The organism is Agarivorans sp. Toyoura001 (genome assembly GCF_005405585.1).
Taxonomy (GTDB): domain Bacteria; phylum Pseudomonadota; class Gammaproteobacteria; order Enterobacterales; family Celerinatantimonadaceae; genus Agarivorans.
This window is the reverse complement of the sequence record NZ_BJEQ01000019.1, coordinates 77,345-91,724: the sequence shown is the minus strand read 5'-3', so window position 1 is coordinate 91,724 and position 14,380 is coordinate 77,345. Positions and strand designations below refer to the sequence as shown.

14 protein-coding genes are annotated in these 14,380 nt (G+C 44.4%); 7 read left to right on the top strand and 7 right to left on the bottom strand.

Annotated features, from left to right (window positions below; all coding sequences use genetic code 11):
• Positions 1 to 126: integrase core domain-containing protein (locus FFR00_RS18275; protein WP_137674853.1), on the top strand; the 126-nt coding region annotated here is incomplete at its 5' end.
• 42 nt (positions 127 to 168) lie between these two features.
• Here the strand turns inward: FFR00_RS18275 and FFR00_RS18270 are convergent.
• The 4 genes from FFR00_RS18270 to FFR00_RS18255 all read right to left on the bottom strand — a co-directional run bounded on the left by FFR00_RS18270 (position 169) and on the right by FFR00_RS18255 (position 3,311).
• Positions 169 to 1,170, bottom strand: coding sequence for a DUF2860 domain-containing protein (locus FFR00_RS18270; protein ID WP_137674852.1), 1,002 nt, complete (start codon positions 1,168 to 1,170; stop codon positions 169 to 171).
• A 278-nt stretch (positions 1,171 to 1,448) separates the two neighbouring features.
• Positions 1,449 to 1,907, bottom strand: a complete 459-nt coding sequence (gene pyrI / locus FFR00_RS18265; RefSeq protein WP_137674851.1) for an aspartate carbamoyltransferase regulatory subunit — start codon at positions 1,905 to 1,907, stop codon at positions 1,449 to 1,451.
• Positions 1,907 to 2,839 carry an aspartate carbamoyltransferase gene (gene pyrB / locus FFR00_RS18260; protein WP_137674850.1) on the bottom strand — a complete coding sequence of 311 codons (933 nt, stop codon included), beginning with the start codon at positions 2,837 to 2,839 and terminating at the stop codon, positions 1,907 to 1,909. Before pyrB ends, pyrI begins: the two co-directional genes overlap by 1 nt.
• 112 nt (positions 2,840 to 2,951) lie before the next feature.
• The gene (locus FFR00_RS18255) at positions 2,952 to 3,311 is read right to left on the bottom strand and encodes a TraR/DksA family transcriptional regulator (RefSeq protein WP_137674849.1); all 360 of its coding nucleotides are present in this window, start codon (positions 3,309 to 3,311) and stop codon (positions 2,952 to 2,954) included.
• Positions 3,312 to 3,614: 303 nt separating this feature from the next.
• Between FFR00_RS18255 and FFR00_RS18250 the strand changes: the two genes are divergently transcribed.
• A complete protein-coding gene (locus tag FFR00_RS18250) occupies positions 3,615 to 4,712 on the top strand; it encodes an extracellular solute-binding protein (protein WP_373681417.1) in 1,098 nt (365 codons plus the stop codon).
• A gap of 65 nt (positions 4,713 to 4,777) precedes the next feature.
• Here the strand turns inward: FFR00_RS18250 and pckA are convergent, their stop codons facing one another.
• The 3 genes from pckA to hslR all read right to left on the bottom strand — a co-directional run bounded on the left by pckA (position 4,778) and on the right by hslR (position 7,872).
• The gene (pckA, locus tag FFR00_RS18245; RefSeq protein WP_137674848.1) at positions 4,778 to 6,403 is read right to left on the bottom strand and encodes a phosphoenolpyruvate carboxykinase (ATP); all 1,626 of its coding nucleotides are present in this window, start codon (positions 6,401 to 6,403) and stop codon (positions 4,778 to 4,780) included.
• 179 nt (positions 6,404 to 6,582) lie between these two features.
• A complete protein-coding gene (hslO, locus tag FFR00_RS18240; RefSeq protein ID WP_137674847.1) occupies positions 6,583 to 7,464 on the bottom strand; it encodes an Hsp33 family molecular chaperone HslO in 882 nt (293 codons plus the stop codon).
• 12 nt (positions 7,465 to 7,476) lie between these two features.
• On the bottom strand, positions 7,477 to 7,872 hold the full coding sequence (gene hslR, locus FFR00_RS18235) for a ribosome-associated heat shock protein Hsp15 (RefSeq protein WP_137674846.1): 396 nt from the start codon (positions 7,870 to 7,872) through the stop codon (positions 7,477 to 7,479).
• A gap of 318 nt (positions 7,873 to 8,190) precedes the next feature.
• On the opposite strand from hslR, the gene gspC reads away from it, so the two are divergent.
• The 5 genes from gspC to gspG all read left to right on the top strand — a co-directional run bounded on the left by gspC (position 8,191) and on the right by gspG (position 14,379).
• Positions 8,191 to 9,015, top strand: a complete 825-nt coding sequence (gene gspC, locus FFR00_RS18230; protein WP_161985204.1) for a type II secretion system protein GspC — start codon at positions 8,191 to 8,193, stop codon at positions 9,013 to 9,015.
• Positions 9,016 to 9,034: 19 nt separating this feature from the next.
• The gene (gene gspD, locus FFR00_RS18225; protein WP_137674844.1) at positions 9,035 to 11,146 is read left to right on the top strand and encodes a type II secretion system secretin GspD; all 2,112 of its coding nucleotides are present in this window, start codon (positions 9,035 to 9,037) and stop codon (positions 11,144 to 11,146) included.
• A gap of 65 nt (positions 11,147 to 11,211) precedes the next feature.
• Complete coding sequence (gene gspE, locus FFR00_RS18220) at positions 11,212 to 12,684, top strand: type II secretion system ATPase GspE (RefSeq protein WP_161985205.1); 1,473 nt, start codon at positions 11,212 to 11,214, stop codon at positions 12,682 to 12,684.
• Positions 12,685 to 12,692: 8 nt separating this feature from the next.
• A complete protein-coding gene (gspF, locus tag FFR00_RS18215; RefSeq protein WP_137674842.1) occupies positions 12,693 to 13,910 on the top strand; it encodes a type II secretion system inner membrane protein GspF in 1,218 nt (405 codons plus the stop codon).
• A gap of 40 nt (positions 13,911 to 13,950) precedes the next feature.
• A complete protein-coding gene (gspG, locus tag FFR00_RS18210) occupies positions 13,951 to 14,379 on the top strand; it encodes a type II secretion system major pseudopilin GspG (RefSeq protein ID WP_137674841.1) in 429 nt (142 codons plus the stop codon).
• Position 14,380: the final 1 nt, after the last annotated feature.

The window sequence follows — 14,380 nt, the reverse complement described above, 5'->3', positions numbered from 1 at the left end:
AATAAACCTACAAACTTAAATGAGGCACGAAAAATGGTCGATGAATCGGTTAAGCTCTACAATGAATATAGGCCTCACGAGGCACTAAAATACAAAACGCCCGATGAAGTGCATCGAGCGTTTTAGTCAATCAAGTGTCAACCCATATCAGGACGGGTCATAGTTTGCTTAAAAAGTATAACCGAAACCAAAGGCTGCAATACCACCTTTACTGTCGTAAAAGGTGATGTTTGAGTCGGTATTGTTATAACCACCTAATACGTTGAACATGGTGTTCTTCCAACCAAAAGGTTCGTTGTAAACGTAAATACCAAACAAGGACACTTTGTCATCTTTTTGGGTTTGATTATCAAACACAGGATTAGCGCCAGAAAATTTAGTTTGCCCGTATTCAGCATTTAAGGTGAATACATTAGGGCCAGAGCGGTAAATACTGGTTAAACGCAGAGTATATTGGTCGAAGTCGTTGGCGCTACCGTCGGCTTTAGCAGTGGTGTAAGCCACTGCGGGTGCTAAAAACCACTTGCGAGACAGCGGGACAAAGGTTTCGGCAATGATACGGTGCAGGTTGGCGTTTCGTTTAAGGGCTTCTGCTTCTGCTGAACCCGCTCCAAATAAATCAACACCACTTTGCTCGTTGTCTACAGTACGTTTTGCGTACACGTATTCAAGCGTTAAGGGGCCATCGGCTATGGATTCATATCGAACTCGACCACCTTGGTAATTCTCATCGGTTTTTTGGCGAGCTGCGCCAACCAAATAAGGGTCTGCCCAAGTGTCGTTAAGTAAAGGTAGTTCTGGGAAGTAGGCGGCAGTAATTTTGCTGCGGTCGCTAATTGCGCGGGTATAGCCTAATTCGTATTGGAATTGTGCTCGACCTAAATTCTCGCGGCTGTTACCTAAGAAGAATTGGTTCTTTAGATCTTCGGTGGTGTATTCTACTCGTAATAGCGGATAAACAATTGCCGAGCTTGAGCTCTTCCCATTGTTCGTTAAATCATCGGTTATTTGATTGTCGTCATCAGTTGAGAATTGGTTCTGACCGCTAACATAACCCACGTTGAGGTTAATGGTGGCAGACCAACCTGGCTCTTCAGCTAAAGGGCGAGCATCGGCAGTGAAACTAAACAACATACTACAACAGAGCAGCGAGCTTACTCGTTTAACCATTAGTCACATCCTTGTATCGGGGCATTAAAGTTAAATCATCAACGTGGATTAACTCTGTCTACGCGTCAAACCGTTAAATAGATCAGTAATTTGTTACTCTACAATAACTTAAGCTAACAGCTTTGTAACAGCAATATTTGTTGAGCTTGTTATTAGTGGTTTAAATATAGATGAACTGCCGTGGCTCGTTGGCTTTTTTATTACGGGGGGAGTCGCTAAGCGTAACAAACAAAAACAGAGCGGCTGGCGCTCTGTTTTTTATGGCTAATTAGAAGTGATTAGTCGAGTTCTGAAAACAAGCCGCGGTCGAAAGTTTTTTCACAGTAATGGCATTTTAACTTAATATCTTGCTGCTGATGGCGCACATAAAAGTTACTGTCGATAGGCTCGTTATGGCTAATGCAATTGCTATTAGGACAGGCAAACACACCTTTCACTTGCTCTGGTGTAGAAACATGAAATTTACGTACTACTTCAAAATCTTCAATTAAGTTAATGGTCGCGTTGGGCGCAAACAAGGCTAGCTGATTCGCTTGGTTCTCATCAAATACGGTGTTCTCTACCTTAATTAAGTCTTTTTGCTGCTGCTCGCCGCTTGGCAGGTTAAGCCCTACGGTAATTCGTTCTTGAGCGGCCGATAGTTGGAAAAACTTAAGAATTTTGATGCCTTGCCCGGCTGGTACGTGATCAATAACGGTGCCGTGAGCAATGGCTTCTACTTGCAACTTCTTTTTCATTATTGAGCTCCAAATTCGTTAGTCATCACCAAGGCGAGCAGCGCTTGTCGAGCATAAACACCGTTTTCTGCTTGTTCAAAGTAGTAAGCGTAAGGAGTGGTGTCTACATCGGTGGTGATTTCATCCACGCGTGGCAAAGGATGCAAGATTTTTAAGTTTTCTTTCACTTGTTTCAGCATGTCTGCGCGCAAGATGAAGCTTGATTTCATATGCTGGTATTCGGTTTCGTCAAAGCGCTCTTTTTGTACTCGGGTCATATACAAAATATCGAGTTCGTCTACCACTTCTTCAATGCTGTCGTGCAAGTTGTATTTGATTTCACGGGCATTTAATTCTTCAATAATGTAGTCAGGCATCGCCAGCGCTTTGGGCGCAATAAAGTAAAACTCGCAGCCAAACAGCGATAAAGCTTGAGTGAGGGAGTGCACAGTACGGCCATATTTTAAATCGCCAACAAAAGCGACTTTTAAGCCTTCTAATGACCCTTGGGTTTCATAAATGGTGAATAGATCGAGCAAGGTTTGCGTAGGGTGCTGGTTAGAACCGTCGCCGCCATTAATTACCGGAACACTAGAGAATTCGCTGGCTAAGCGTGCTGCGCCTTCTTGGGGATGGCGCATGAAAAAAGCATCACTATAAGAAGAAATTACTTTTACTGAATCAACCAGGGTTTCGCCTTTTTTACCCAGCGAGGTATTTCCACCATCGGCAAAGCCGATTACGCTGCCGCCTAAACGTTGGACTGCGGTTTCAAAAGATAAACGTGTACGAGTCGAAGCCTCAAAAAAACAGCTAGCCACCACTTTGTTTTTTAGTAGCTCAGGACGGGGTTGTTGTTTAATGCTTTGGGCAGTGTCGACGATTAACTCAAGCTCCTGACGGGAAAAATCAGGGATAGAGATAATGTGCTTTTGATAAAGCGGGTTGTTCATGCTCGCAGATCCTAATCCGATGTGAAATCGGAACGGAATTATATCAGCGAGCAGAGCCAGTGAATATGATCTTAATAAGGAATACTAAGATTATTTGCAAATAGCGCGCATATTAGGCGTATTGACTGCTTTTACGCTCGCGATAATCTTGGCAATCAATGCAGTAACGCGATTCTGGTCGTGCATTTAATCGAGCCGAGCTAATGTCTTCACCACAACCTTCACAAAAGCCATAGTCTTTTTCTTCGATACGGCGTAGCGCATCTTTAATGCTTTTAACGTGGGCGATGTCGTGCTGACGACGATTTAGCTGCAGTTGCTGAGACTCTTCTTGGTTGGCACGATCGACATCGTCGCCAGAATCTTCTTTGTCTTTAAATAGCTGACTGTCTTGCTCTAGGCGCTGTTGAGTTTCGTTAAGTTGCTCGACGAGCTGCAGACGAATGGTCTCTATTTGTTGATCGCTAATCATTGTTTTGAATGTCTTCCTTCCTATTGTGTTAAACGCGGTCCTTACCTTGTTGCCACGTGATTAACTCAAAAAATTAGTTAATCGCCAATTTTACCGAGGTGTAAAGGCTTTTCAAAGTGCTTTTTTGGATAATTGTTAGCCAGCTAGCACTTGGGTTTCAATTAATTACCCGTTACTATCGCGCTCAGTTTCTTTACTGAGCAAAATCGAGTGTTTTGTCAGTGATAAAACATCATCTGCACTAAACTAATAAATAGATAACCACAGTGATTTAAGTATCACGCCATAATGAGGATTGCATGAGTGAATAGAATAAACATGCTGCTAGTTAGCTTATTAGCTTTGGCCACCAGCGGAGTAATAGCTCAAGAAGAGAAAGTACTAAATGTTTACAATTGGACTGAGTACATTGCTGAAGACACTATCGCCGAGTTTGAAAAAGAAACTGGTATTAAGGTGGTTTACGATGTATTTGATTCCAACGAAGTATTAGAAGCCAAGTTGCTATCGGGCAGCACCGGTTTTGATATTGTTTCACCATCGCATGACTTTTACGGTCGCCAAATTACGGCGGGGGTTTATCAAAAACTAGACCGCAGCAAGTTAAGCAACTGGGATAATTTAGATCCTAAACTACTGGCCACACTAGAAAGTTTTGACCCAGGTAATCAATACGGTATTCCTTATATGTGGGGGACTACGGGTATTGGTTACAATGTAAATAAAGTAAAAGAGATTTTAGGTGAAGATGCCGACCTTAATTCTTGGTCGTTAGTCTTTGACCCAGAGAACGCCGCTAAACTTAGCCAGTGTGGTATTGCTTTCTTGGATGCACCTAGCGAAGTTGTGGCCGCGATGCTTAATTACATGGACAAAGATCCAAACAGTGCTAAGCAGAGTGATTACAAAGGCGAGATTGAAACGCTGATGGAGCAACTTCGCCCTAGCATTCGCTACTTCCATAGTTCGCAATACATTAATGATTTAGCCAGCGGCGACATTTGTGTGGCGATTGGTTGGTCTGGTGATGTGCTAATGGCCGGTGACCGCGCTGCTGAGGCCGACAACGGCGTAGAGCTTGAGTACATTATTCCTAAAGAAGGTGCTGGTGTGTGGTTTGATATGTTTGCCATTCCAAAAGATGCTAAACACCCAGAGAACGCTCACGCTTTCATTAACTATGTATTGCGCCCAGAAGTGATTGCTAAGGTGACCGACTTTGTTTGGTACGCTAACCCAAATACTAAAGCTACTGCCTTAATTGACCCTGAGATTGCCGCTCACCAAGGGATTTACCCTAGTGAAGAAGCCTCTGAGCATTTATATGGTTTTGTGGCTGTGCCACCAAAAGTAGAGCGTACTCGTACGCGTTTATGGACCAAGTTTAAATCTGGCCGTTAAGTTTTAGTGATGTGTAAGTATAAAAAAACCAGCCCTTAGGCTGGTTTTTTTATTGCAGGAAGTACTTAGTCTAGCTGAGGGCCGGCAGCAACTAGTGCTTTACCTTCGGCGTTATCAGTGTACTTATCGAAGTTATTGATAAAGCGTTGGGCTAGGTCGTCTGCTTTGCTTTGCCATTGCAGAGGATCTTGGTAAGTATCACGAGGATCCAAAATCTCTGTATCTGCGCCAGGTAGGCTAGTAGGGATTTCCAAATTAAATACCGGCAATTGTTTAGTTTCTTGCTGCTCGATAGAGCCGTCAAGAATGGCGTCAATAATTGCGCGAGTGTCTTGAATGGAAATACGTTTGCCTGTGCCGTTCCAACCCGTATTCACTAGGTAAGCTTCTGCGCCGGCTGCTTCCATGCGTTTTACTAGTACTTCTGCATACTTAGTAGGGTGCAAGGTAAGGAAGGCCGCACCAAAACATGCTGAGAAAGTAGGTGTTGGCTCGGTAATGCCACGCTCAGTACCGGCAAGTTTGGCGGTAAAGCCAGACAAGAAGTGGTACTTAGTTTGCTCAGGCGTTAGCTTAGCAACGGGCGGTAATACGCCAAAGGCATCAGCAGTTAAGAAGATCACTTTTTTAGCATGACCCGCTTTGGAAACAGGCTTAACAATGTTCTCAATGTGATTGATAGGGTAAGACACCCGAGTATTCTCGGTTTTAGACCCATCATCGTAGTTCACACTACCATCATTGCGAACAGTGACGTTTTCTAACAATGCATCACGTTTAATAGCATTGTAAATGTCTGGCTCAGCTTCTTTGCTTAGTTTAATGGTTTTAGCGTAACAACCCCCTTCAAAGTTAAATACGCCTTCGTCATCCCAGCCGTGCTCATCATCACCAATCAGCTCGCGCTTAGGATCGGTAGACAGGGTTGTTTTACCAGTACCAGATAAACCAAAGAAGATAGCGGTGTCACCGTCTTTGCCAACGTTGGCAGAACAGTGCATTGACGCCATGCCATTTAAAGGAAGGTAGTAGTTCATCATGGCGAACATACCTTTCTTCATTTCGCCGCCGTACCAGGTACCACCAATCACTTGCATTTTTTCGGTCATGTTGAAAACGGTAAAGTTTTCTGAATTCAGACCCTGTTCTTTCCACTTCTTGTTGGTAGTTTTAGAACCGTTCATTACTACAAAGTCAGGCTCATAGTCTTCTAACTCTGCGGCAGTAGGACGAATGAACATGTTGGTAACAAAGTGAGCTTGCCAAGCAACTTCAACAATAAAGCGTACTTTTAAGCGAGTATCAGGGTTAGCACCACAAAAGGTGTCTACCACAAATAAACGTTTGCCAGAGAGTTGATCAGTAACGGTTTTTTTAAGGTCGGCCCAAACCGAAGGATCAATGGGTTTATTGTCGTTCTTGGCTTGTTCAGAGGTCCACCACATGCTGTCGCGGGTGGAATCATCAAGCACAATGTATTTATCTTTTGGGGAACGCCCAGTAAAAATCCCGGTATCAACGGCAACGGCACCTGATTCGGTGACAATTCCACGTTCGTAGCCGGTGAGTTCAGGGCGAGTTTCTTCCTTGAAGAGTTGTTGGTATGAGGGGTTGTACACCACGTCCGACACGTCTTTGATGCCGTATTGAGCCAGGTCGATAACCTGATCTTTTTCTGCAACGTCAAGCATAGCAGTCTCCTGTAGGTAGAGAGGTAAGATTTAATTTTATATTTTTATTGGTGTTGGCTTCGATTCTATCCCTTTAGTGGTACCAAAAAGAGAGGGTCGTCAAATTACCAGCACTTTTCTTATGGTTATTAGAGTTGTATCTAGGAAATGCGATTGACACCGCATTTCCTGAGGTCAGTTTAATGAATTTTGGCAGGGTTTGTCGATATATTGCGCGTGAAAATGTTTTCAACGTCGGCTTCGTTAAATTTATAGTCATGTCCACAGTAGTCACAATGCATCGAAATATGGCCGCGTTCATGGCAAATTTCGAGCAATTCTTTGTGGTCGATGTTACTTAATGCTGTTTCACAGCGCTCTTTTGAGCAGCTGCATTTAAATATCACATCTTGTGGTTCATATACACGTACCTGATGTTCGTGGTAGAGGCGATACAGCAATTGCTCGGCGTCTAATTCAAAACTTTCTTGGGCTGTAGTGGTTTCACTGAGGGTTTTAATTAACTCAAAGTGTTCTGCGTCTTCATCTTTGCTAGCTGGCAGCGCTTGCAGGAATAAGCCACTGGCATGTGGGCGGCCATCAAACATGCCGGTGAATAACCAAATGCGGGTATTTAACTGCTCTGATTGCTGAAAGTAACTTTCGATACTGGCCGCAACACCTTGTGGGTCAATTTCTACAATGCCTTGGTAACGTTCGCCCTTAGCTGGGGTAATCGTAATGACAATATGGCCATTGCCCACTAAGTCGGTAAAGCTAATTTGTGGGTCGATGTTATCGCTGTAACGCGCTACGCCACGCATCTCTTGTTGGTCGGTGCCGCTGACTGCAAGCACACTTAGCGGACCATCGCCTTGCAGTTGCACGGTAATGTCGCCTTCAAACTTAAGTGTGGCGGTCAGTAAGCAAGTTGCCGCGAGTAATTCACCTAATAGGTTTTGGATTGGCGCTGGGTAGTTTTGTTGTTCGACGATTTCTTGGTAGCTTTGCTGCAACTGCACGAGTTCGCCACGTAGATTGTAATCTTCGAATAAGTAACGATTGAGTATGTCTTGCTTCATGTTTAGGCCTGACTATTGTTGTTTAAACTGAATGATCTTCCGACGCTGTTTTTTATCAGGTCGACGTTCTGGGCTAGTATTCTGCGCCATGAGTTTTCGTTGCATTGCAAATTGTTCGCGTTTTTTAACGCTGTCTTCGGTTTCTAGGTAAAGTAATTGTGCTTGTGGCGCGGGGCCTCGTTTGTCACTGAGTTGCTGCACTAGCACTTCTATTTGTTGCTGGCCTTGCCATAAAGTTATGGTTGCGCCAACTTCAACACTGCGGCTGGGTTTACAACGTTGCTGGTTATAGTGCACTTTGCCACCCATCACCATGTCGCGCGCAAGTCCTCGGGTTTTGTAAAATCGAGCCGCCCATAACCACTTGTCAATGCGCGGTTGTTGCTTGTTAGAGTTTTGTGAATTCATGCTAAGTCTTAGCTGGCTTATATATTATCTATTAAATTATATCAGTTTTATGCGGGCTAGCTATGTCTTGGATTAGTGCGTTATCCAGCAGAAAACTGATAAAAGTGCAATTAAATGCAAAATTTACACTTGCAGCACTTGTTCTACGCATAACTCCCTTTAGAATGAAGAACCCTCTAAATGAGGCGGTTTGCCATAGTTTTTTCATAAGGATGATCGAGAATCGGTTAACGATGACAGATGTATTATAACGAATAAATGGATATTAACTCTTTTTCAACTCAGTTTGCTCGATACGTTCCTTCTCAAAAGAGCAGCGTGTTTATCACATTATTATTGATGTGTTTAGCCGCTTATCAGTTGGCTTCAATTACGTGGTTATTAGTGCCAACTAAATCGCAACCTTTTCGCTGGGTTCCGCAGCCAGTTGATACGGTTAGCACTCAGTCTAAAGTTGATCTGGACAGCTTAACTAAACAGCATTTGTTTGGTGAATACCAAGCAAAGAAAACGGTTAAGAAGGTGGTTACGCCGTCTTCGACTGATGCACCTAAAACCTCATTAAAACTTACCCTTTCTGGATTGGTGGCGAGTAGCGACCAATCAAAAGCTTTAGCGATTGTAGAGCACAAAGGCAAACAGCAAACCTATGGCATCGAAGAGTCAATAAAAGGGACTCAGGCTGTCATAAAAGAGATCCAAACCGACCGTATTATATTGTTGCACCGTGGTGTCTATGAGAGTTTGTTACTTGATCCTGAAATCAAACGATCGCAAGCCCGTGCAAATGCAAATAATGCCAAGCGCAACACCCGTAAACCTAGCGATGAGACTGCCAAGGTTGATGTGAAAGAAGTATTAAAAGACCCTTCTAAATTAACCGATTACATTCGTATTTCGCCGGTTCGTAAAGATGGTGCCTTAAGCGGTTACCGGGTTAATCCTGGTAAAAATGCTGCCTTATTTAAACAAGTGGGTTTAAAAGCTAATGATTTAGCGGTTGCCCTTAATGGATATGACCTGCGTGATAACGCGCAAGCAATGCAAGTGATGCAAGAAATGGCCGAGTTAACGGATATTACGGTAACCGTAGAACGTAACGGCCAGTTGCAGGATGTGTTGTTCAGCCTGCCAGATGAATAGTACCGGAGATTTATTTAACATGAAGTTGCAAGCATTACGCTTTGTTCGCCGCAGCCTTGTTGGCCTAATTGGATTAGGTCTTTGCGGAATGGTGAGTGCCACCGAGTATTCGGCAAATTTTAAAGGCGCAGATATTAGTGAGTTCATCACCACGGTTGGGCGTAATCTCAATAAAACCATTATTGTCGACCCGGCGGTGCGCGGTAAGGTTAACGTTCGCAGTTACGACTTACTTACCGAAGATCAGTACTATCAATTTTTCTTAAGTGTTTTAGATGTTTACGGCTTCGCGGTGATTGACATGCCTAATGGTGTCACCAAAGTCGTTCGTGCTAAAGACGCTAAGGCTGGCGCGATTCCGGTTGTTGATCGAGACGATCAAGCGATTGGCGATGAAATGGTGACACGTGTTGTTGCGGTTAAAAATGTATCGGTACGAGAACTCGCTCCGTTATTACGTCAGCTAAACGATAACGCTGGTGGCGGTAACGTAGTGCATTATGACCCTTCCAACGTGATTATGCTTACCGGTCGTGCTGCAGTAGTGAATCGCTTGGTGGAAATTATTCGTCGAGTGGATAAAGCTGGTGACCAAGAAGTTGATATTATTCGCCTTAAGTTCGCCTCAGCCGGTGAGCTTGTGCGAATTATTGAATCATTAACCGCGAGTACTGGCGGCAAAGGCGCAGCAGCAAGTTTGCTGATTCCTAAGGTTGTCGCCGATGAGCGTACAAACAGTATTGTTGTTTCAGGTGAGCCAAGTGCCCGCGCCCGTATCGTCCGTTTAGTCGCTAAGTTAGATAGCGAGTTAGAAACCTACGGCAATACACGGGTGTTTTATCTGAAATATGCCAAAGCCGCCGACCTTGTGGACGTACTAAAAGGTGTGAGTGAAACTGTGGCTGCAGAAGCCGCTGGTGGTGGCAAGAAAACCAACAGTAGTAGCTCGCGCGGCAATTTCTCCATTGAAGCGCATGAAGACACCAATACCTTGGTGATTACCGCTCAACCTGACAACATGCGTACTTTGGAAGGCGTAATTAATCAGCTTGATATTCGCCGCGCCCAAGTCAACGTTGAAGCGATTATTGTTGAAGTGGCCGAAGGCGACGGTATTAGCCTTGGTGTACAGTGGGCGACTAAAGCTGGTGGTACTCAATTTAACGATGCTGGTGTATCAATCAGTGAAATTGGTGCCGGTATCTACGATGCCCAACCCACAGAAGGTACAACCATTATTAGTGGTTCTGGTGACAACCAAAACACCACTATTAACCCTGATACTCCCGGAGATATCTCTGGTTTAGCCAGCGCATTGGCTAAAATCTCTGGCGCAGCCTTTGGCTTCTATGGCGCAGATTGGGGGGTATTAGTTCAAGCGGCAGCTAACGACTCGCGTTCTAACTTACTAGCAACGCCGTCTATTACCACTTTGGATAACAAAGAGGCCTTCTTTACTGTAGGTGAAGAAGTACCAGTACTAACCGGTTCAGCGTCAAGCAGCAGTAACGACAATCCTTTCACTACGGTTGACCGAAAAGAAGTGGGTATCAAACTAAAAGTAACCCCACAAATTAACGAAGGTAATGCGGTTCAACTTACCATTGAGCAGGAAGTCTCAAAGGTACAGGGTCAAACTTCAGTAGACGTTGTATTTGCTAAACGCCAATTACAAACCACAGTGTTAGTAGACAGCGGCGATACGATTGTTTTAGGTGGCTTGTTAGACGACCAAATTGAAGAGAGTGAATCAAAGGTACCACTATTGGGTGACATTCCAGTATTAGGACACTTGTTCCGTTCAACTAACTCAAAGAAAGTTAAACGTAACTTAATGATTTTCATTCGCCCAACCATCATTCGTGACTCTGTAACGATGCAAAATATTAGCTCGCGCAAGTACAGCCAAATTCGCGCTCAGCAGTTATTGCGTGAAGAGCTAGGTGTAGCGCTAATGCCAGAAACCAAAGTACCGGTATTACCAGAGTTCAATTCAACTGACGATGTGTCTCCTGAAGTACAAGAATACATCGACTTTTTGAAAGAAAAGAATGAGCGCTTAAAGAAAGAAGAAGCCGATAAAGCCGCTAAAGAGGCTGAAGCAAACAAAGAGCAAGTGAGTGCCGAGTAATGGACTTAGATGCTGAGCTAAATGTATTAGAAGATGAGAAAGCGCTAGTGTCAGACACCCCGCATATGGAGGGTGTTGAAGGCTGGCAGCTGCCTTATGTATTTGCTAAGTCTTACGGTGTAATGCTTGAGAAACAACAAGATGCTTGGCGGGTTTATCATAATTCTAAGGTTGAGCTTGAAGCTTTGCTGGAGATCCGCCGAGTATTAAAGCAAGAGTTTGCCTGTGAAGCCTTGTCTGATGATGATTTTGAACAGCGCCTTACCGAAGGTTATCAACGAGACTCTTCGCAAGCGCGTCAGTTAATGGAAGATATCGGCAACGATATGGACTTTTATACCTTGGCGGAAGAGCTACCAGAAAACGAAGACTTGCTAGAAACTGAAGACGACGCGCCAATCATTAAATTGATTAACGCGATGTTAGCCGAAGCGATTAAAGAAGGGGCCAGTGATATTCACATTGAAACCTTTGAAGCGGCTTTAGTGATTCGATTCCGTATCGATGGTGTATTACGAGAAATTTTGCGCCCTCATCGTAAACTAGCGGCTTTGTTGGTTTCTCGTATCAAAGTAATGGCGCGATTAGACATTGCTGAAAAACGGGTGCCGCAAGATGGCCGTATTTCTTTACGTATTGCTGGTCGCGCTGTTGATGTACGTGTATCCACGATGCCATCGAGCCATGGCGAGCGCGTAGTTCTGCGTTTATTAGACAAGAATAACTCGCGACTGAAATTGGAAAGCTTAGGTTTAGCCGAGAACTACCGCGATATTATTAGCGATTTATTGAAAAAACCGCACGGCATTATTTTGGTTACTGGGCCTACTGGTTCCGGTAAAAGTACTACTTTGTACGCTGGCCTCAACGATATTAATACCAAAGACCGCAATATTCTTACCGTAGAAGATCCGGTTGAATTTAACATTGAGGGTATTGGTCAAACTCAGGTAAATACTAAAGTTGATATGACCTTTGCACGTGGCTTACGCGCTATTTTGCGTCAAGATCCCGATGTGGTAATGATTGGTGAAATTCGAGATTTAGAAACCGCGCAAATTGCTGTACAAGCCAGTTTAACGGGTCACTTGGTATTATCGACGCTTCACACCAATACCGCGATTGGGTCGGTGACCCGCTTACGCGATATGGGTGTAGAGCCGTTCTTGTTGTCTTCTAGTTTGTTAGCTGTATTAGCCCAGCGCTTAGTGCGAACCTTATGCCGTGATTGCTGTGAAGCTCATGTGGTGAGCGAGCATGAGCATCAGCTACTAGGCATTGCTAAAGATGCCACGGTTTATCGTCCAGTGGGTTGTGAAAGTTGTAACAATACTGGTTATCGTGGTCGAACCGGTATCCATGAGCTATTGCCCGTCACTGACGATGTTCGTGACATGATTCACTCGGGTAGTAGTGAGCAAGAAATTGAAAATGCAGTGCGCTCATCTTGTCCTAGTATCCGCCAAGATGGGGTAAACAAGGTATTGAAGGGCATTACTAGTCTTGAAGAAGTATTGCGTGTTACCCGCGAAGGATAGTTAAAGTAATGCCAGCATTTGAGTATCAAGCCTTTAACCCAAAAGGCAAAAAGTCTACTGGCGTTCATGAGGCCGACACCGCGCGTCAAGTGCGGTCTTATTTACGTGAACAGGGGCTCACTCCTCTTAAAATTGAGCCCGTGGCAGAAAAAGCCAAAAAAGAGAGTAGTGGATTTCGCTTTAAGAGCAAAGTTAGCACCTCAGATTTGGCGCTGCTTACTCGCCAACTCGCCACCCTTGTTGCGGCAGCAATGCCTATTGAAGAATCGCTGAAAGCGGTAGGGCAGCAATGTGAAAAGCCCAAACTTAAAAGCATTATCTTAGGGGTTCGCTCTAAAGTTGTGGAAGGTTACAGCTTGGCCGACAGTATGGCTGAGTTTCCCGATGTCTTTGAAAAACTCTATTGTGCCATGGTGGCTGCGGGCGAAAAGTCGGGTCACTTAGACAAGGTACTTGATCGCTTAGCCGACTATACCGAGCAACGACAAGCCATGCGCATGAAAACCATGCAAGCGCTCATTTACCCTGCGGTACTCACCTTTGTATGTTTAGCGGTCATCGCCATCTTACTCGTGTCAGTTGTACCAAAAGTGGTGGCTCAGTTTGAACACATGGGGCAAGAGTTACCCAATGCCACTAAGTTCCTCATTTACGTTAGTGAATTGGTGAGTGACTACGGTTTGGTGTTTGTTTTGGGCAGCATGTTTGCCATGGTTGTGTGGCAGCGAATGCTGCAAAAAGACAAAGTACGCATGAAATGGCATCAGCGTATTTTAGGCATGCCAGTTGTGGGTAAAGTTAGTAAAGGTTTAAACACCGCGCGTTTTGCTCGTACTTTAAGTATTCTAAATGCCAGTGCAGTACCGTTGTTAGAAGGTATGGGCATTGCGGGCGAAGTACTGACTAACGATCATGCGCGTGCTCAAGTATTAGACGCAGCTTCTAAAGTTCGAGAGGGCAGTAGCTTGCACTCATCCTTAGAAGCCACCAAATTGTTTCCACCGATGATGTTACATATGATCGCCAGTGGTGAGCGTTCTGGCGAGTTAGAGGGTATGTTGGAGCGTGCTGCCGACAACCAAGACCGTCAGTTTGAAATGCAAGTAAACATAGCATTAGGGATATTCGAGCCTGCCTTGATTGTTACCATGGCAGGCATCGTGCTATTTATCGTAATGGCAATTTTATTGCCAATTTTGGAACTCAATAACATGGTTGGGCTATAGGCTTAACTGGTATTTCGGAGTAAGAACAATGCAAAAATCGATGCACACACAAACAACTAGCAAAGGTTTCACCTTGCTGGAAGTGATGGTGGTGATTGTTATTTTGGGTATTTTAGCGGGTTTGGTGGTACCCAACCTACTGGGTAATAAAGAAAAAGCTGATATTCAAAAAGCCAAAACCGATATCATCGCCTTGGAAAACGCCCTCGACATGTATCGTTTAGATAATTCACGTTACCCAACGACCGATCAAGGCCTAGATGCTTTGGTTAGTAAACCAAGCTCGAGCCCAGAGCCGCGCAATTACCCTGAAGACGGCTACTTACGTCGTTTGCAAAAAGACCCATGGGGTAACGACTACATTCTTATCAGCCCGGGTGAAAAAGGCCGCATCGACATCTTTAGTGCGGGTTTTGATGGTGAAGAAGGCACTGCCGATGATATTGGCAACTGGAATTTAGACCAGTAAA